The organism is Butyricicoccus sp. AM32-19, from assembly GCF_003480365.1.
GTDB lineage: Bacteria > Bacillota > Clostridia > Oscillospirales > Butyricicoccaceae > Agathobaculum > Agathobaculum butyriciproducens.
Window position 1 is genome coordinate 48,797 of the sequence record NZ_QUIX01000016.1, and the last position, 19,117, is coordinate 67,913.

Here is a 19,117-nt window from a genome sequence, read left to right on the forward strand (position 1 = left end):
TGACGCCGAATCACCTGAGTGCTATTGAGCGTGGTGCTTCCGGTATCTCTCTCGAAGCCTTGCAGCGTCTTTGCCGTTTGCTCGGCGTCAGCGCAGACCGAATTATTTTTGGGACTGACGCGCCAGAAGCGGAAGCCCTTGCGCTTGCCAGACGTATTTCGGATATTAAGCCGGAATACCGGCAACAGGTTCAAGAGCTGCTGTCCGCTATTTTGAATATGTCGTAAAAAAAGAGCCTCTGCCGACACCCAAAACGGGCATCGACAGAGGCTTTTGGTTCGTTTTCCGGGCATTCAAACAAGTGCCGAAATCGACACTTATTTCTGCGCTAAAGAAGAAATTGCGCAGGGAATACAATCACTTAGGTTGGTCAATTTGCGCCGCTCTGGGGCTTGCAATCACAGGCTTTTTCGCCCCCTAACTGTCTACACTGCGATGCCTTGCGGGAGAAGTGCGGACAGGCGATGAGATCCGCGCGGAAACTCTGCTTGCAGCTATGGACGCAGCGGACGCAGAAGCGGTTATACTTCCGGCGTCCGCTGTCCCCGATGAAGAATGACCACTCCTGCCGCCATTTCTGACTTCTGCTCACAGCTCAATCTCTCCTTTGTGCTTTTTGGGAGGGCAGCATTCCTTCTGCTTTTCAGCCTTTGCAGACTTGAGTCTGTCCATGATGGAGGACTTTTCGCCCCTTTCGGGGGCTTTGACCTCTGCGGTCTTGTCCTCCTTCGGACCGTTGTTGATGATCCCATCAATCATGCCGTAGTCATCCTCCATCGACATCTCCGCCGCCTTGAGGTAGTTTTCCTTCTCAAGAGCTGCCATCCAGCTTTCCTTGCTGATACCGAGCATTCCGCCCTTTGACGCATGATCGGCAATCTCTTTGGCATCTACGCACAAGCCCTCGGTGTTATCGGAATAGAGACGGTAAACCTCGCAACCCTTCTCCAAAGCCTTCTCAGCCGCCTCCTGACCGGCGGGAAGAACACCAGCCCATGCGTAGCCGTAGTCCTTCATATCCTGAACGGAGAGCGCGGGATCGGGCATTTCCGGCACTTCCTTGACCTCAAGGTCGAGAAGGCGGAGCGTGTCATCGTCAAAGCCGTTGTAGACATCATCAAGGACGAGCTTGCCGCGCTCATCGACGATGATGCAAGCCGCCTCATCGCCGTAGGTGTCATGCTCCATCAGATAAAAGCTGTGACCGCCGACTTCGTGCTGGTCAATGGTGTGCCACGTCCCGATGTGACCGGCAACCGTCAGCCCGGAGGTGTCGGCGTTCATCTCGAAGTCCTTCTGCTCGATGCTTTCCTGCTTCTGCTGCTCCTTCGAGATCATGGGGATCGCCACAATCTTATCGCCCAGCTTGACAAACTGCTCCGGCACTTTGAAGTGGTCAGCGAACTTCTGCATCTGCTCTACGGTCAGAGAGTCGAAGCTGTCATCCGTCAAGCCGACCACCATGAATGTTCCGGCAACAACATCGTAGATGTCACCGTCCTCATCACGCAGAGCGCGGTTCAGGGGCAGACCTTCCAGCTTGCCTTCCTCGTTGCAGACTAAGGCAACCGGGTCTTCGTAGGGATAAATTGCCTCGATGCAGCCGCCGACCTCATGCTGCAAGGACTTGAGATCCGAGTCAATCTCCTTCACATAAGGCTCCTTTCCCGGCTCAACGACGAGAACGGCGATGGTGCTGTCACGCTCGGCGTCTTCCCCTGAGCCGGTGATCCGGTATTCGTCGGGAATATCGTCCAGCTCACCGTTAAACTGCCTGTCCCAGCGTTCGCTTGCGACGCGGACATAGCCTTCATCGGTGAAGCGTCCCTGTTCATCATAAGCGATGTCGTGACCATAGCGTTCATAGTCGATGTAGTCTGCCAGAGGACCGAGATCCTTTTCGGAGTAGATACCGGCTTCGTTGGCATAGTAATAGCCGAGGTCATATTCGTCGTTGATACCGGGCATGATGTCGTAGCAGTCCAGATTGAACGTCAGGTTGATGAGATCGTCGATGTCGCTGACCTCATCGCAGCCAGCCTCCATAATGGCAACGAGCTTTTCCTGATCGCTCAGGGAAAGCTCGTCAATCAAAGCGGCAAGGTAGTTGAGCTTATCAAGGCTCTCGTACTCGCCAAGCATCTTCTGAACGCCATAGATCGGGCATTCGTAGTCGGTGATAAACCACTCTTCGTAGGGCTGACCGAACTCATCCTGCTTGCCGATCCCGATACGCTCAAAGACCTTCTGCATCTCTTCCTCGGTGGTGGGCAACTTCACCCACTCACCGATCAGCATACCCTCGTTGTACTTGCCAAGGTTCGTGACGAAGGCTTCAAAATCACCGTCTAATACGGGCATAGGCATCCTCCTTTCAGTCATCCACCATGCCGTCCGGCATGATATACAGTTCCTCAAACTCCGCGTCGGTCATGACTTCGAGCTTCCGGACGGTCTTATACATCAGCTCCGCAATCTCACCGTCCATGTCGTTCAGGGTGACGCTCTTCATATCGTCGATCAGCCGCTTCCGGCTGGATGTGTTGAAGCAACACATCAGGTTGATTTCTTCCACGGTAAAGTTTTTCATATCAGAGTTCCATATCCTTTCCTTTCAATTTCTGCGGCTTCGGTGTGTGAGGCGGCTGTGCCTTCTGTGCGGATTTCAGTTTGTCACGGATGGATTCACGGGCAGCGGGCTTCTTCGGGATGGTGTCGTAGATGGCAGTTCCGGCATCCTCCACATAGGCGCGGACATACTGGATGCTCTCAGAAAAGCGGATGGGGCGGTTCTTGTCCTCGATGTTGGTCAGCCGGACTTCATCAGCGGCAAAATCAACCGCGTCGATTCTGCACTTGATCCCATCCACATTCAGCGTTGCGCCGACAGGAATGTAATCTGCGGCTTTGAGTTCCTTGAAGGTCTCGCCGTCCTTGCTGAGAAAGACATCCATGCCGGACTTCCAGAGCTTATGAGAACCAGCTACCCATGCGCTTTCACGGAAACCAGTAACCGGCACAGAAGGCTTGCCGCGCACCTTCTTTTCAAGGAGTTTTGTGCCGAGAAGCGGCGCGGCTTTCTCTGCGTCCTTGCCGTACAGCTCAAAATAGCCGTTCTGAGCAAAGCAGACCAGCGCGTCGGGATGCGCCTTTTTGACTGCCTCGTACTTACGGAGTTCTGCAACGGGCAGAGGCGAAAGCGCCTCTGTCCTTTCTGCATCCGGCAGTCTGTCACGGCGGCTTTTCTGCTTGGACAGCACTTCCGCCAGAGCATCCGCGTCCTTCGGGAGCGTCTGGTGGGTTTTGACGCCTCCATGCTCACCGACCAGAGCCATTGCTGCATCGAAGCTGCTGCGGCAGGGGGCGTCCAGCACAAAGCCGTCTGCGAAGGTCAGCCGGTCATGATCCGGCGCAACCGAGTTCTGCGCCACATTTGCCGCCTGTTCCCGGTAGTTGATCTCAAAGACATCCCCGAACACCTTGCCGCGCTTGACGGCTTTTGGGACGATGACGCGGGCAATGCACTCGTCGTAGGTCTGTTCCGCATAGAAACGGAAGGTATTGTGATCTCGCGTTCCCTGAATAAAGACCTGATTTTCGTTGAGGCAGTGCGTTCCATGCGGACGGCAGAACCACATCAGCGTCTTGTCTTCGGGATTCTGACTTTCGGCAGCGCGGCGGATGATGCGCTTGTCGATGTCGAAGTCTTCCTTGTAGCTGTCTACATGACTGTCCACGAGCTTCTGCAGCTCCGCAACGATGTCAACGTCTGTGTATTTCTTCATGCGTCTCCTTTCTCACAACTCCATGTCGTGCGTTTTGGATTTGACCGGAGACTTCTTCTCCGGCTGCTGTTTTGCGGCAGTCCTGAGCTGATCGCGGATGGAGGGCTTTTCCTGCTTCTGCTCCTGCCTGACGTATTCCAGCGTCGGCATCAGCTCACGGTAGCAGCCCTGTGTTTTTCGCGCCGCATGACGGCGATGGATTTTGAACAGCGGCTCACCGTTCTGCGTGACCGTGTTGCCCTCGATCCTGATGCCGTTCCGTGCCAGCAGATTGAAGGAATGGTTAGAGGCGCGATAGGACGCCCGCATACCGTCGTTGTTATAGGCAATCTGCCCCTTGAGCGTGTCCATGACGGCGGCTTTGATCTCCTTCTCTTCGGCAGTCAGGCGGTGCGCTTTCGGTGCTTTTGCCGCTTCCTCCGGCAAGGGCGCAAAGGGAGGCTTGACCTCCACGGTTTTTACCTCAATAGAGGTAATCTCATCATTCTCCCATGCAACAACCTCCGGGTCTCTTTCCTCTGTTTTTTCAGGCATGACTTCCTTCTGGGGTTCTGTCTGCTGACGGAACGCATCCACGAAAAGTGCCGTCAGTCCGGGATTGGGTTTATCCACAAGGAAGCGGGAGGCATTCTCCGGGCAGACATCAACGGTCTTCGCCCATTCCTTGAGGGGCTGCGGAATACGCCCATCAAAGTCTTTCTGCTGAATGGTGTTTGCAAGGACATATCGGACACGCTCCGGAGAGAACTGCTCAAGGACGCTTTTCACGGCAGCATCCGCATCCAGCCGGTTGTCTCCGTAGTTAGAACTGATTGCCGCCTCAATCGCACGGCGGCATTCCACGTTTGCAGCGAGAGAAGCACGATATGACTCCAGCTCACCGGCTTCATAAGCATAATTCGCCGTCTCGCGGTAAATGGGGACTTCCGGCTTTTCTTCCAGAATGGCTTCCTTTGCAGGAGCCTCGGCTTCCTTCTCTGCGGACTGCGCTTTTTCTGCCAGCAGCACCTTGAGCTTGCCGTCAATGCCCTCAATCATCTCAGCCGCCGTCTTGCGGATGGTGTCCAGAGAGCTTTTCAGTTCCTTGGTTTCCTTGCCGGATGACCAACCGGCGATATAGCCGAAGGAATAGTCTGAGGTTTCGATGCCGTAACGCTGGCAGACGGTGTAGGCAACGCTTTCCGCTTCAACCTCCTTGGTGTGCCGATCCTTCTTATCTTCTGGCGCGGCTTTCTCATCCGGCTTGACGGCGTGGAGCTTTGCGTGGGCGATCTCGTGAATGGCGGTCTTGACCGTCTGGATTTCGCTCATGCCCTCCTGAATGGCAATGCGGCTTTCAACCGGAGAGAAGAATCCCTTTGCACCGCCCGGAATGTCCTCAAAGGAAATAGGGACGGGAGATTCCTGCTTGAGCGCATCGAAGAACGCCTCGTAGTTTTCGACGGTGCCTTTCAGCTCATCGACGATGATGTCCGGAAGCTCCTTGCCGTCCGTCTGGGAAACATCAAAGACACTCACCACCTTGAAGGCAGGACGCAGAACCTCAACTGTTTCTGTGACCGCCTTCCCATCTGCGCCGATCACCGGCTTCTGCGTCGCGGGGTCAATCTTCTCACGCTCTTCCTGCGCCTTGTACGGCGCGGGTGCAAGAATCTTGATGCCCTTTTCGCCTTTCATGACCTGACGGTCAAAGTTGCGCTGCCACGAGGTATAACCAGCAACATAGGTTGCCTCTGGCTTCTGCATCGCAATGAGCAGCGTGTTGTTGAAGGAATAGTTGTAGAACTTGGACATCGTGCGGAGATATTCCTTGAACCGCTCGGATTCAAAAAGCTCCTTGATGCCCTGTTCCAGCTTGTCCGTGATTTCGCGGACTTGCTGTGCATTTTTGTTTTCAGCCATCTCAAACCTCCATTTCTTATTTGCTTTTGGGCGAAGAAAACCCCGTCTGGGATTTGCTCAGTAAACGAGCCTTTACCTCAGACGGGGTTTCTCTGCGCGTCATCCGACGATGGAAGATGTTATCCTCGTTCTCCCATTCAATCAGCCGGTCAAACATATCCGGGTGCTTTGTGACCATGTGCAACAGCTCCGAGTCACTGGCGTTGGGACAGAACCAGCAGCCGTTTCTTCGGCAGTGAGCGTAGATTGGGGAAAGCAGGCCGTGTTCCTGACAGAGCTTGTAGGCGTCCGCCTCGGTCATACCGTATTTGGCAAGCAGACTGACCTTCGTTATTCCATCCAGACGAGCAAGGCGTTTTGGCTCATCCTCCGCAATGCCGACATAGCTCACAGTGTCCGGCGAGAGCGTGGCGTTGTACTTGCGGACGGGCGGGATTTTGCAGTCCCGATTGACTGCGCACATACCAGCCCATGCGAAGCCGCGAACCTCGCCCTTATGCGGTCCGCGGGTGATGACGTGATGGAATACGTCATCGTAGGTCTTGCCTGCATGGAGAATGGTGAACTTGATGCCCAGCTCCTTTTCACAGAAGGGCTTGAGCCGGTCATAGATGAAGTCCCGGTGTTCCGGGACTTCACCGCTTGTATCTTTGTCGAACATGACCTCACTGAACACGGCTTCATCCAGCGGTTCATTGTGCTGTGCAGCCAGCAGGAGCGTCGCTACGCTGTCTTTGCCTCCGCTGCATGAAGCAACATACTTTGGGCGGGTCATCGATCAAACTCCATCTTGAAGCTGACGTATTTGCCGCCGCTGTCATCCAGCCGGATCACCGCATCATAGAGCTGAGGCTTCTTCGGCGTGTAAAGCCCGGTCACTCGGCACCAGCCCTTGTCCAGCATCTCCTTTGCAATCTTCTTGGTCAGCTTCTTTTTCTTGCTGGAAAAGAACTTATTGTCTTCCCACAGGCAGAAGGAGCATTCCTTGTTCGAGCAGTAGAAATTGCCCTTGCCGACATAGACCGGAGAGCCGCAGCGGGGACACTTGCCGATTTCCTCCTTGCCAGTGCCGAAACGCTGGGCTTCGGCATCGGAGAGAAACGGATAGGCTTTCACGAGATCACCGGTCATCCGGACAATGCCGCTGAGGAAAGCGTCTGCATCCGCATTGCCGCGCTCAATCTCCATAAGCGTGTTTTCCCATTCCGCCGTCATTGCGGGAGACGTGATCTGTTCCGGCAGGACGCAGACAAGGTTGCAGCCGTCCTTCGTGGGAATGAGAGACTTACCCTTGCGCTCTGCAAAGCCGGACTTCACCAGCTTTTCAATGATACCGGCGCGGGTCGCGGGTGTTCCAAGACCTTTCTTCTCGGTGTCATCGTCAAACTGATCGTTTCCGGCAGTCTCCATTGCAGACAGGAGCGTGTCTTCCGTGTACTGCTTCGGAGGCGTTGTGAAGTGTTCGGTGACGCTGGCGGACACATTATCCAGAACATCGCTCTCATGGACTTCGGGCAGGGACTTCATGGGATCGTCCTTTTCCTTCGTCTTGACGGAAGCCTTGAACAGCTCTTCAATGGCTTTCCATCCGTTTTGAGCGACGGTCTTGCCCTTGGCTTTGAACGCATAGCCCTCGCAGGAGAGCGAGATCTGCGTCTCTGCGTAGGTGTGCTTCTCGCCGGTCGCACACAGAAGGCGCATCCCAACAAGATTGAGGATTTTCTGCTCCGACTGAGGGAGAGCCGAAACATCCTGCTTTTCAAGCTGGACGGTCGGGAGAATAGCGTGGTGATCTGTGACCTTGCTGTTGTCGGTTACGCGGGCAATGTCCGGAGTAACCGAAACGCCGGAGAAAAGCGGAAGCTTGCGGCAGACAATAGAAATGACCTGACGGGCGGTGTCCTCCATATCATCCGTAATAAACTGGCTGTCCGTGCGCGGATAGGTCAGGAGCTTCTTTTCGTAGAGTGTTTGTACGAGATCGAGCGTCTGCTGGGCGGTGAAGCCGTAGTAGCGGTTAGCCTCGCGCTGCAAGGTAGTCAGATCATAGAGCTTCGGAGGATTGACGGTTTTCGTCTCCCGCTTGAGAGAAGAAACGACGGCTTGCTTTTTCTCGCAAGCCGCCGCAATTCTTTTTGCTTCCTCTTCGGTTTTGACCTTTTCCAGATCGGCGGTCAGATCGCCCTTGCCGACGTGGACGTTGAAATACTTCTCCTTCTGGAAGGTTGAGATTTTCCCGTCACGCTCCACCAGCATTGCAAGGGTCGGCGTCTGGACGCGCCCGACCACCAGCTTCTTATGATAGAGCGTGGTGAAAAGGCGGGTGCCGTTGATGCCGACAATCCAGTCTGCCTTCGAGCGGCTGAGTGCCGCTTCATAGAGACGGTCATATTCCTTGCCGTCCCGGAGATGGTTGAAGCCTTCGCGGATGGCGGAGTCCTCCAACGAGCTGATCCACAGACGCTTGAAGGGCTTGGTGCATCCGGCTTTGTTGTAGACCAGCCGGAAGATCAACTCACCCTCGCGTCCTGCATCGGTTGCGCAGACCAGCTCGGTGACGCGCTTGTCCTTCATAAGAGCGGACAGCACCTTGAACTGCTGTGCTTTGTCCTTTGTGACCTCGAACATCCAGTTTTCCGGAACAATGGGCAGATCGTCATACCGCCACTTGGCATACCGCTCATCGTAGGAGCTGGCGTCTGCCAGCTCCACCAAATGACCGAAGCACCACGAAACGATGTAGTTGCCGCCTTCCATGTAGCCGTCCTTGCGGGACGTCGCGCCCAACACCTTTGCGATGGACTGGGCGACGCTGGGTTTTTCAGCAATGACTAAGATCAATCTTCATCACCTTCCGTTTCGGCATCCTCCGCAATCTGCGGCTCATCATCCTCGTTGATGTACGGCTCTTCCTCGTAGCCTTCATCATCAAAGAAGTCCATATCCTCATCCTTGGGCTTTCTGCCCTTGACGAACTTGATGTAGTAATAAGCTGCACCCGCAGCACCGGCAAGGGCAAAGATGACGAGGATCATGCCGACGTTGGACTTCTTTTCGGGTTTAGGGGCGGGAGCATCGGTTTCTGCATCCTTATCCGGCTCAGGTGTAGCGGGGGCTGTGCCGGTGCATTCGCTCATGTTGGTCTTGCAGACCGGGCAGTCGGTGTTGACCTGACCGGCAGCGCATTTTTCCTTGCAGTTACAGGTAGTCAGAGCCGCCGCAGTATCATCATCCAGCAGCGCAAGCAGGTCGCTCTCATCGACCATGTTGAGGAAGTACGTCTGATACTGTTCCTCATCCTCGTTGATGGGCGCATCGTAGTCGATGACAATGAAGAAGGTGTTGCCGCTTTTCGTCTGGACAGTGATGAACTGCTTGTTGGTTGCCCTGTCATAGAGCAAGTCGCGGGTGTAGGCGTTGCCCTCATCGTCAATCGGCTCACCCTTCGGCTTTTCCGGCGTGGGAGTGACTGCGGGCTGCTGTTCGGGCTGAGTTGCCTCCGTAACGGGAAGGTTCTGCTCGGTATCATCGGCGTAGGCAAACGCCGTGACAGAGAAGCAGGACAGAACCATGACGCAGACCGCAAGGACGGTCAGAAAACGAAACTTCTTACGCATTGTCGATTACCTCCGTATTTTCAGCGGGCTTGGTGCCGCCCTTCATGGAAGACAGGAACGCCATGATCTGATCCTTGTCCATCACCATAGAGCGCACGGTGTTGATGATTTCAAGGTTTTCCAGCTCCGTCTTCTTGTCGTACAGCTCCTTGAGCTGTCCTTCGATTTCGGACTTCTTCTTTTCAGCCTTCTCAATGTCGGAGAGGACTTTCTGATACTTGGGATTCATGCAAAACTCCTTTCTTTTAATAGGCGGGTCTTCCGAAGGCGTAGAAATGCTGCTGCCAGTAGGAAGAGTTGATGGATGTGTACTGAATGGGATCGCCGCAGTGGATCATGACCCCATCACCAACGTAGATGCCGACGTGAGACACGCCGGGGGTGTCATACGTCCCGACAAAGAAGATGAGATCACCGGGCTGTGCATTCGCCTTTGAAACCGGCGTACAGACGTTGTAAAGCCCCTGTGCGCCCAGCCGTCCGGTGTTCACAAGTCCGCTGTTCGTGAGAACATAGCTGACGAAGCCGGAGCAGTCAAAGGACGTGTCGGGATTGGAGCCGCCCCACACATACGGATAGCCGAGATACTTTTCCGCCTCGGTAATCAGCGCTGCAAACTTCTCATCGTTCAGGTATTCCGGGTTGACATCGTAGTCGGCGGGAGGATTGGTGATGTACTTGTCCACATAGGGAGAGTCACCGAATAGATCCTCACGGTTGCCCAGCACAGACATATACGTCGCATACATGGAGAGCTGTTCCTGCCCCATGATGTAGACCGGGACATGGGAGAGGTTGAAGTTTTCGAGCTTCACGTTGCAGATGTAGTAGTCATACGGGACACGATAGGTTTCCGTGTGCGTATTGCCGTCTGCATCCGTCCATGTGTCGGTCTCCGTGCGGTATCTGGTTTCGACGATAACCTCTTCGGTGAGAATGTACTGCTTTTCAAACAGCATTTGGAGCGTACCCTGCACCTCATCCAGCGTGAACTCGCCCTCATGGAGAGCCGAGAGAATGGAGATCAGCACATACGGGTCATGCTCAATATCGTCCAGATCGAAGTGGTATTCATCGTAGTTGTGGGTGCTTTCGTAGGTGTCGAGATAGCGTTGCAGCTCCTGCTCCATTTGGCAATACTGCGCTTCTGCGCCCAGCATCGCATCATCCTCGCTGAGATAGGAGGAAGCGATAACCGACGAACCGGTAGAAGTAAGCATCGAACACGAGCTGATTCCGGCACCGAGCAAAACGAGAAGGGCAATTCCGACGCCGATCCAGATGAAGACCTTCTTGTTTTTCTCAAAAAACTCCTTGATCTTGTCGGACACCTTTTCACCGAGCTTCTTGCCGGTATTCTTTGTGGCAGTCCCGGCAGTCTGAGAACCGGCATTTCGAGCGGCGGCATATTCCTTCTTGATGTTCTGCTTCTGGTAGTGCTTGTTCAAGTTCTGCTTCTTCATCTCAGGATGCTCCTGCTGATTTCTCTCATATTGGAGCTTCGCATCGGCAGCATCCGCCTTGTGTTCCAGCTTGGAGACCTTCTCATAAGGCTTGTTGACGCTGCTTTCCCGATGATGACGGAAATGCCTCGCAGCGGTCTCAGCGGCAATCTCTGTTTTATGCGCCGCCTCAACCGCCGAGTTTTCCTGCTCGACCTCATGGATTTTGCCGTGAATGCCGGAAGCGAGGGTGTCACCGACCTTGCGGACGGTTTTATCTGCTTCAAATTGCAGCTTGCCTTTGCCCTTGGGCTTTTTCAGCTCATCCTCAAAATGAAGGCGGGTTTTGCCCTTGCCGGTCTCTTCATCGAAGACACGCTCTTTCTTGAGAACCTTGTGCGTGGGCAGCTTCTCACGGGCGGCATCCAGACGCTCATGCGCCTTCTCGGACTTCCTTTCGAGCTTCTGCATCCGCTTCGTGGGCGGGGCGGCATCGTCCGAGACCGGCTTTGCAGAGGCGGTTTCCGCCGCTTGAGTGAGAATAGCATCCGCATCCACTGCTTCAACCGCAGAGGTCTTGCGCAGCTTGTGTGTGACAACCGTTTCGGCAATCACCGTGCCGGTATGAGAAGAAACGCCGTGCTGCTCTAAAGTTGGAGGCTTGAACGGCGTTTCCGAGGGCAGCGGTTCAGGTACAATCTGGGGTGGATTTTCTGCCCTTTTCTCTTCTGTGACGGACGTTTCCGAGGGCGGCTGCGTGTCGTTATTCTCGGCGTGTTCCGCCTGAAACTGACGCTGCTGACGGCGCATCTGCACCTTTTTCTGTTCCTCCGCAGAAAGAGCTTCGGAAGGTTCTGCTGTCTCAGCGGGCTTCACCAGCTCCGCATCTTCCAGCCGCTTTGACACACGCTGCTCGGTGCCAGCCGTCAGGTTTTCCTCAACCGCGCCCTCCCGCTTCATCCGCAGAACAACCTTGTCGCGGGCTTTGAGTTCCGGTTCCTTGGACATCAGATTTCACCTCCGATCCGCTTGTAGGCAAGCTCGGTGTATTCAGGGTTCAGCTCTACGCCTACAAAATGCCGCCCCATCTGTGAGGCAACCATGCCGGTTGTGCCGCTTCCCATGAACGGGTCAAGCACAATACCGCCTTCTGGACAACCGGCGAGAAGACAGGTTTCAACCAGCTTTGGAGGGTAGGCGGCATAGTGACCGCCCTTGAAGGGAACGGTGTTGATCTTCCAGACATCGCGTTTGTTGCGGAGTGGATTGATGTCTGCGTCCTTGATCTCGCCATGCTCACGGGGGCGGTTGATGGACTGCGGCTGAGGCTGACCGGGAACGGGTTTGCCGTATTTGTTGCCGCCCTTCATGCCGCGCTTGAGACGTTCTGCCGTCGCGGGAGCAATCGGTTCGGAGATTGCCTTGTAGTCAAAGAAATACTTCTTGGACTTTGAGAACAGGAAAATATGCTCATAGCAGCGGGATAGGCGGTCTTTCACGCTCTCCGGCATGGGGTTATCCTTCATCCAGATGATGTCGTTGCGCAGATACCAGCCGGTATCGCGGAGGGCAAAAGCCAGCATCCACGGAATGCCGATCATGTCTTTCTGCTTGCAGCCCTCAACCTTGTTGTTGAGAGCCACAGCCTGACCGTTTCTGCCGTTGGGGTTCTTCGGATCAACGAAATCACCCTGATTGCCTTTTCCGGCGTAGGTGTCCGAGATGTTCAGCCAGAGCGTTCCATCCGGACGCAAAACGCGCCTGACTTCGGTAAACACTTCCGTCAGGCGCGAGATATATTCCTTCGGCGTTGTCTCTCTGCCGATCTGAGCCTCCATGCCGTAATCGCGGAGCGCGTAATACGGAGGGGACGTCACACAGCAATGAACGCTGTCATCGGGCAGAGTTTTCAGGATTTTAAGGCAATCGCCGGTATGAATGATGTCAAGCTCTATAAAAACCAGCTCCTTTCTTCGGATTTGAGCGCATATCAGTCGGAGTAATACTCGTCCGGCTCGTAGTCCTCATCTTCCATGAAGTCCTTGTCGAGATCGTCAATCTCGTCCGCCCAACGGTCGAAGATTTCCTCGGCTTCCTTCGCCGCCTCACGATAGAGGCTCAGGCGGTTCTTCTCAAAGGCAGCGAAGGCGGGGATGAACTTGCCGAACTCACGGATTGCCTTCACATCCTGCGTGCGCATATCTGCGACGCACTGAATGATTTCGGACATGGTGAGCAGATCGTCGATCATCAGCTCATACTTGTCCTTGGGGATCGTAACGGTTTCATCATCCGCCGCGTCTGCGAAAGGGGTACTCTCGTCGCTGTTGCAGCACTTGGGAACATCAATCTTGAAGTAGAAACCGATCATATCCACAGCTACCTTGGTCATAATCTGACGCGCCTCCTTGACCTTTTCGTCGATGTCCTCCCTCACATGGAGGTAGGCGCGATGATGCTTCTTGAGATCGCTTTCCAGTCGGATCAGATCGGTCAGCTCCCACAGAGCCTTAAACAGCGCGGAGGTGTTCTCTCCGTATTCGATAGCGTCCGCATAGGGAATGGTAATCATCTTGTTGTTCATATTCAAAAATCCTCCTTAGTTCTGTACGGTTTCTTCCAAACGGGTGGTCATGATGCGGTAGAGCTGGGTGTCCTTCGGGAAATCGTCCTTGAAGGGAACGATGGTCGAGCCGTAGAAGATCAGCCCCTCACCGGCATTGGAATTGGTGATGTAGTTCTGCTGGCTGGGCGAGATGTTCAGCGCCTTCGAGAGAATCTGCCGGTCGCCGGACGCCTGATTCAGAAGGTAGACAAAATCCGAGTTTTCAAAGATGTTCTCCACCTCGCGGGACGCAAGCAGATCCTTGACGTTCTGGGTGATGCCGGTCGGGATGCCGCCCCACTTTCTGAAACGCTTCCAGATTTCCACGCTGTATGCGGCGGTCTGTTCCTCCTTCAAGAGCAGATGGAACTCGTCCATGTAGTAGCGCGTTGCCTTATGCTGGGCGCGGTTGATGGTGACTCTGTTCCACACCTGATCCTGCACGATCAGCATACCGAGCTTCTTGAGCTGCTTGCCGAGTTCGCGGATGTCATAGCAGACGAAGCGGTTGTTGACATCCACATTCGTTCTGTGATTGAAGACGTTCAGCGAGCCGTGAACATAGATTTCAAGGGCGGTTGCGATGCGCTGTGCCTCCGGCTCCTTCTGATTTCTCAGAATGTTGTAGAGGTCTTCGAGGATCGGCATTTTCTCCGGCTGGGGGTCTGCAAGAAACTCCTGATAGACCATGCGGACACTGCGGTCAATGATGGTCTTCTCAACCGGCTGCAAGCCGTCCTTGCCGCCGACAATCAGCTCACACATGGAGAGGATGAAGTCGGATTTCAGCGTCAGCGGGTTTTCCTCTTCGGAGTAGTTCGTGTTGATGTCCAGCGGATTGATGTAATCCGTGCTGACCGGCGAGATACGGATGACCTGACCGCCGAGCTTCTGCACGAGGGGGAAATACTCGGCTTCGGGGTCGCAGACGATGATGTCATCCTCCGTGATGAGGAAAGCATTGGTCATTTCTCGCTTGGCGGAGAAGGACTTACCGGAACCGGGCGTACCCAAGATCAGTCCGTTGGGGTTTTTGAGCCGCTTGCGGTCAACCATGATCATGTTGTTGGACAGCGCGTTCAGCCCGTAGTAGAGAGCTTCGCCGCCCTGAAAAAGCTCCTGCGTGGTGAACGGCACGAAAACCGCCGTGCTGGAAGTGGTCAGTCCGCGTTCGATCTCCACCTGATTGACGCCGATAGGCAGAGAGGACATCAGCCCCTCTTCCTGCTGGAAGTCAAGACGCTTGAGCGCACAGTTATACTTTTGGGCAATGGCAGCGGTCTGGAATACCGCGTTTTCGAGCTTCTGGCGATTGGTTGCCGTGTTCATGATGAGGATAGTCACAAGGAACAGTCTCTCATTGCGGGTCTGGAGATCCTGCAACAGACGCTTTGCCTCACCGCCGAAGGTGGCGAGATCGGACGGGATGATGTCCATATCGTAGCCGGAGCGGACTGCTTTTTTCTGTTCCTCGATCTTCATTTTGTCGAGGTCGGTGATCTTCATCTTGATGCTCTTGATTGCCTTTGCCTGGTCAATCGTCCGGATATGAAAATTGACCGTGATGTTGCTGTCCATCTCAAGGAAGTCGGCAAGCATACGGTCATTGAGTTCCGGCGCGAGGATTTGCAGGAAGCTCACCGCGCCGATGGTTCTGCCCATCTTGAAGCACTTGCCTTCACGGAAGTCAAAGGAAGTGGGCGCGATGAAGTCCTTCGTGCTGAGTCCTGTCCGAGCAACCATGTCAAAGGAAAAACGGAACGGCTCATTGGTGTCCATGTTGAACACATCATGAAGCACTTTCAGTCGTTCGTAGCCGGACAGCGGTTCCGTCCTCACACCGAGGGTTTTGAAGTTGTTGAGAATATCTGTTTCAATGCGTTCGAGCTTCGGCTTTGCCGTGCGGAGGGAGTCCGCCTCAATGCCGAAGGTGATGTACTTCCTCTTGACCAATCCGTTGTTGCCCTTGGTGAGCTGGCTTTGCAGCATACCGGAATACTCGGAGCGGATGTCGTTGAAGGCGTCCTCCTGTGCCGGAATGTTGATGCGTTTGCGGAACTCATTGAGGCTTGCCTTCTGATTGATGAAGGAGAGCTGGACGAAAATCGAGCTGTCGAAGTAGTTCAGAAAGTCGCACCAGTTCTCAAAGATGGCAGTTTTGTCCTCGTTCTGCGCAAGCTGGTAGTTGATGTCCTCAAAGGCGATGGACTTCGTGTAGAGGCGGCTGTTTACCTTGCAGATACCGTCGCGGCACATCTCCACATAGGGAATGGTCTGCTGGGCGGACTTGCGGACTTTCTTTGCCTTCCTGTCCTTTTTCTTCTGCATGACGATCCGCTTCTTCTCCTGAGCGGAAAGGGCATCGCCGTAAACGACGCCGTTTTTGACCGTCATCTTAGGCTTTGCCTTTGCTGTGCTGTTGTTCAAGCTGCAATTCCTCCTGTTCTTTGATTTTCTGCTGAATTTCAGCGTAGAGATTGTTTGTACGATAGGGACGCACCTTGTCCCGGATAAACATGGACTGTACGATGTGGTACAGATACTTTTCGGCGGGCTGTCCGTCCTTCTCGTAAAGCGCGAAGAAGATGAACGGGAGCATGATCACCACCATCAGCATTGCCGCCGTAGACAAGTCGAGATGCGCCTTCGCCAGAAAGAAGATCGGGACGCCGACCGCCGCAGCGATGGAAAAACAAATGAGCTGCCGCTTGGTCAGGTTGAACATGACCTTCGTTTTGACGCGGTTAAGATCCTTCGGGACCGGAACAAATGCCATTGACTGTTTCCTCCTTTCCAAGAGTAATGCTGCATTCGACCTCGTTGCCCCAAACGTCCCAGCCTTCGGGAGACTGACGGGCAAAAAGCTCTACACGGGGAAGGTCTCCCATGAGCCGAACAATGCGTTTCCGCGCCTCATCCGGCTTTTTGGAATGCTCTTCGATGTGGCTGAGGATGACCTGACGCACACCGGCGTCAACACGCTTCGGGTGTCCCTTCGTAGCAAGGATGCAGATTTCGGCGTTTGCCCTTGTCCAGTAGCCCATGCCGGTGAAGAGATCGTCGTTCCTGCGGTTTTGCTTCACCCATACAAAAGCCACGGTCTTATAGGAAAAGCCCCATGCCGTCAGCACTTCGAGTGCTTCACAGAGGCACGGAAACGTGATCCAAAGGAACAGGGCGCAGTCCTTCGCGGCAAGCTCACCGACCGGAAGCGCCTTGATGTCCTCAATGCACATTGTCGGGTAGTGGCTTTCTGCCGACCGTCCCTGTCCCTTCTTGGAGTAAGTCCGATACGCCCAAGGGGGATCGGCGTAGATGATGCTGTACTTCTTCATGCTGCCGACCTCCTTAGTGCGCATGGAAAATGGATTTTGCGAGGCTTCCGGTCTTGAACAGCGAGAAACACAGAATGACCGTGTACGCCGCCACAGAGAACAGAGCCGAGTGAATGTTGTCTGCAATAATCATGCCGTTGATCAGCACCGCATAGATGCCGACGCAGACCATGATGAGAAATCCCTGAAATGCCAGAGCAAACAGACCCTTTAGATAGTTCGTGCCGATGCTGCCCCATTCGCGGTTGCTCATGGTTGCGATGGGAATAGGCGCGATGCTCACGGTGCAGTAAATCTCAATCATGCGCCCGTAGAGGATAACCGTAATGAGGATCGCCATGATTTTGAGGCACAGACTGATCAGAAGCGTTTCTATCGACAGTCCGAGCAGTTCTCCGACGCCCATGTTCTCCATGCCGGTACGCATCTGCGCAATCGTCGCGTCAATGTCAATGCTCGTGTTGCCGTGGATTACTCCTGCTGCACCGGAAACTACGTTCTGCCCGATGTCGAATACTGCCATCACGATGTCAAACGTGTGTGTTACGAGATAGATCGCCACAGCCGCCTTGAAAAACCACTTGAAGAACATCCATGTGTCCATGTCGTGAAGGTTGTTTTTCTCGGTGATCATAGAAATCAGCTCGTAGCACAAAACAAAGGTGATGATGATACCAGCGATGGGGACTATCACGTTTTCGGATAGTCCCCGGATCATCTGGTACACGCCACCGTTCCAGCCGGACGGTGTTTGCCCAACTTCGGCGGCAATCGTTCCTACCTTCTCGTTGACATCGGTGAACATATTGGTCAGGTTGCTCTCGATCCATCCGATCAGCATATCCTTGAGAGCTTGTTCGATCTTTTCTAAAATGCTGCCCAATATTTCACCACCCTTCGGTTAAGCTGGGCTTGCCGTGGATTAGCCGAACAAACCGGAGAGCAGGGGGATGAGGGTCGTGCCGATCAGCACCACACCGCCGCCAGCCATGAGCTGCTTGATGCCCTGAGACTTAGCGCCGGGGTTGTCGTTGCCGTAGCCTTCCATGAGGTTGACAACACCCCACACCGCAAGACCTGCGCCGAGGGCGATAACAAGCGTCTGGAGAACCGTAACTGCCTGATTGATAAATGCCATACTTGAATTTCCTCCTTAAATCGTTGGTGAATTGTGAAGGGCGAGTGCCTTTTCCAGCACCCGCCCCGATGGTTACTTCTGCGCGGCTGCCGGATTAACCGAACAGACCGGAGAGCAGAGGGATGAGGGTCGTGCCGATCAGCACCACACCACCGCCAGCCATGAGCTGCTTGATGCCCTGAGACTTAGCGCCGGGGTTGTCGTTGCCGTAGCCTTCCATGAGGTTGACAACACCCCACACTGCGAGACCTGCGCCGAGGGCGATAACGAGCGTCTGAAGAACCGTGACAGCCTGATTGATAAAAGCCATAGATTTTCCTCCTTGAATCGATGAAAGTTGAGTGTGTATTTTTGAAAATGGGCATAAAAAAAGAAGCCCCGTCGCTGTTCTGCTTTGGGATGAGCCATCAGGCTTTACCCACTGCGCAGTGCAGCGACGGGGCTTTAATCTGCTTCGACCTCGCCCATATCATAGAGGTCGAATGTGTCATCGGGCTTGACTACCAGCTTGTGCTGCCGGTATTTTTCGATGTCAAAGGCATTCCGCTTGTTATAGTCGGAGAGCTGCCGGTACTTTGGATGCTTCGTAATGTCGTATTTGTTACTGAGAAAAGGTCTCACGCCTCGCAGCTGCAAAATGCACTTTGCTCCGTCCATGACGGCGATCTCATCCTGAGACATCAGTTCCTTGCCGGTCTTCTGATAGTTCAAGCCATAGGAGTTGTTGTTGGAACGGGTTTCTGAGGTGTTGTAAAGGTCGATTGTTTCCTTACCCAGCACCTCGCTGATTTCCTTGAGGGTCGATTTTTCTTTTCCGCCGAGGAAAAGGGTGCAGTCACAGTTGCCCGTGATGGTGTCCGCCGCATCCTTGTAGATGGTCTTGAGCTGAGACTGGGACTGCAAGATGATTGACGCCGAGATTTCCCGGCTTCGGATGGTTGCGATGAGCTTATCAAACTTCGGGATTTGACCGATGTTTGCAAACTCGTCCAGCAGACAGCGTACATGAACGGGAAGCCGTCCGTTGTAAACGTCATCTGCCTTGTCGCAGAGAAGGTTGAAGAGCTGGGAATACATGATTGCCACGACGAAATTGAAGGTGTCATCGGTATCGGAAATGATGACAAACAGTGCCGTCTTCCGGTCTCCGATGGTGTCCAGCTCCATCTCATCGTAGCTCATCAGCTCCCGCAGCTCTGCGATGTCGAAGGGCGCAAGCCTTGCACCGCAGGAAATTAAAATCGACTTTGCAGTCTTGCCAGAGACGAAAAGTCAAGGACTTTTTCATCAAAT

At 54.2% G+C, this 19,117-nt stretch carries 19 protein-coding genes and 1 pseudogene; 1 reads left to right on the plus strand and 19 read right to left on the minus strand.

Annotated elements, in window-relative coordinates:
• Positions 1-227: helix-turn-helix domain-containing protein (locus tag DW806_RS12200; RefSeq protein WP_147358103.1), on the plus strand; the 227-nt coding region annotated here is incomplete at its 5' end.
• Positions 228-370: 143 nt separating this feature from the next.
• Here DW806_RS12200 and DW806_RS12205 read toward each other — a convergent pair.
• The 19 genes and pseudogenes from DW806_RS12205 to DW806_RS12295 form a co-directional block, all read right to left on the minus strand.
• Positions 371-592 (minus strand): hypothetical protein, encoded by a 222-nt coding sequence (locus DW806_RS12205; RefSeq protein ID WP_118730113.1) that lies wholly within the window; start codon positions 590-592, stop codon positions 371-373.
• Entirely contained in the window at positions 589-2,361 is a 1,773-nt protein-coding gene (locus DW806_RS12210) for an antirestriction protein ArdA (RefSeq protein WP_228738146.1), read from the minus strand. The genes DW806_RS12205 and DW806_RS12210 overlap by 4 nt, the downstream gene beginning before the upstream one ends.
• 13 nt (positions 2,362-2,374) lie before the next feature.
• On the minus strand, positions 2,375-2,590 hold the full coding sequence (locus tag DW806_RS12215; protein ID WP_118730115.1) for a transposon-transfer assisting family protein: 216 nt from the start codon (positions 2,588-2,590) through the stop codon (positions 2,375-2,377).
• 1 nt (position 2,591) lies between these two features.
• Entirely contained in the window at positions 2,592-3,785 is a 1,194-nt protein-coding gene (locus tag DW806_RS12220; protein WP_118730116.1) for a DNA mismatch repair protein MutS, read from the minus strand.
• A gap of 12 nt (positions 3,786-3,797) precedes the next feature.
• On the minus strand, positions 3,798-5,687 hold the full coding sequence (locus DW806_RS12225; protein ID WP_118730117.1) for a DUF3849 domain-containing protein: 1,890 nt from the start codon (positions 5,685-5,687) through the stop codon (positions 3,798-3,800).
• A 16-nt stretch (positions 5,688-5,703) separates the two neighbouring features.
• Positions 5,704-6,462, minus strand: a complete 759-nt coding sequence (locus DW806_RS12230) for a phosphoadenosine phosphosulfate reductase (protein ID WP_118730118.1) — start codon at positions 6,460-6,462, stop codon at positions 5,704-5,706.
• Positions 6,459-8,528, minus strand: a complete 2,070-nt coding sequence (locus tag DW806_RS12235; protein WP_118730119.1) for a DNA topoisomerase 3 — start codon at positions 8,526-8,528, stop codon at positions 6,459-6,461. Before DW806_RS12235 ends, DW806_RS12230 begins: the two co-directional genes overlap by 4 nt.
• Positions 8,525-9,304 carry a DUF4366 domain-containing protein gene (locus DW806_RS12240; RefSeq protein WP_118730120.1) on the minus strand — a complete coding sequence of 260 codons (780 nt, stop codon included), beginning with the start codon at positions 9,302-9,304 and terminating at the stop codon, positions 8,525-8,527. Before DW806_RS12240 ends, DW806_RS12235 begins: the two co-directional genes overlap by 4 nt.
• On the minus strand, positions 9,297-9,533 hold the full coding sequence (locus DW806_RS12245) for a DUF4315 family protein (protein WP_006573549.1): 237 nt from the start codon (positions 9,531-9,533) through the stop codon (positions 9,297-9,299). Before DW806_RS12245 ends, DW806_RS12240 begins: the two co-directional genes overlap by 8 nt.
• Before the next feature lie 16 nt (positions 9,534-9,549).
• Positions 9,550-11,754 (minus strand): C40 family peptidase, encoded by a 2,205-nt coding sequence (locus tag DW806_RS12250; RefSeq protein WP_118730121.1) that lies wholly within the window; start codon positions 11,752-11,754, stop codon positions 9,550-9,552.
• Complete coding sequence (locus tag DW806_RS12255) at positions 11,754-12,584, minus strand: DNA-methyltransferase (protein WP_230427128.1); 831 nt, start codon at positions 12,582-12,584, stop codon at positions 11,754-11,756. The genes DW806_RS12250 and DW806_RS12255 overlap by 1 nt, the downstream gene beginning before the upstream one ends.
• Before the next feature lie 152 nt (positions 12,585-12,736).
• Positions 12,737-13,330, minus strand: coding sequence for a nitrogen fixation protein (locus tag DW806_RS12260; RefSeq protein WP_118730123.1), 594 nt, complete (start codon positions 13,328-13,330; stop codon positions 12,737-12,739).
• 15 nt (positions 13,331-13,345) lie between these two features.
• Positions 13,346-15,745, minus strand: coding sequence for a VirB4-like conjugal transfer ATPase, CD1110 family (locus tag DW806_RS12265; RefSeq protein WP_118730126.1), 2,400 nt, complete (start codon positions 15,743-15,745; stop codon positions 13,346-13,348).
• 1 nt (position 15,746) lies between these two features.
• Positions 15,747-16,127, minus strand: coding sequence for a PrgI family protein (locus tag DW806_RS12270; protein ID WP_005934790.1), 381 nt, complete (start codon positions 16,125-16,127; stop codon positions 15,747-15,749).
• Positions 16,096-16,710: an MT-A70 family methyltransferase gene (locus DW806_RS12275; RefSeq protein WP_118730124.1), complete on the minus strand. Its 615-nt coding sequence runs from the start codon at positions 16,708-16,710 to the stop codon at positions 16,096-16,098. Before DW806_RS12275 ends, DW806_RS12270 begins: the two co-directional genes overlap by 32 nt.
• Positions 16,700-17,569 carry a VirB6/TrbL-like conjugal transfer protein, CD1112 family gene (locus DW806_RS12280; protein WP_005934793.1) on the minus strand — a complete coding sequence of 290 codons (870 nt, stop codon included), beginning with the start codon at positions 17,567-17,569 and terminating at the stop codon, positions 16,700-16,702. The genes DW806_RS12275 and DW806_RS12280 overlap by 11 nt, the downstream gene beginning before the upstream one ends.
• A gap of 39 nt (positions 17,570-17,608) precedes the next feature.
• A complete protein-coding gene (locus tag DW806_RS12285) occupies positions 17,609-17,824 on the minus strand; it encodes a Maff2 family mobile element protein (protein WP_005934794.1) in 216 nt (71 codons plus the stop codon).
• Between the two features lie 94 nt (positions 17,825-17,918).
• On the minus strand, positions 17,919-18,134 hold the full coding sequence (locus DW806_RS12290) for a Maff2 family mobile element protein (RefSeq protein WP_005934794.1): 216 nt from the start codon (positions 18,132-18,134) through the stop codon (positions 17,919-17,921).
• Between the two features lie 134 nt (positions 18,135-18,268).
• Positions 18,269-19,087: pseudogene (locus DW806_RS12295) on the minus strand (VirD4-like conjugal transfer protein, CD1115 family); the annotation flags it as partial.
• Positions 19,088-19,117 lie beyond the last annotated feature (30 nt).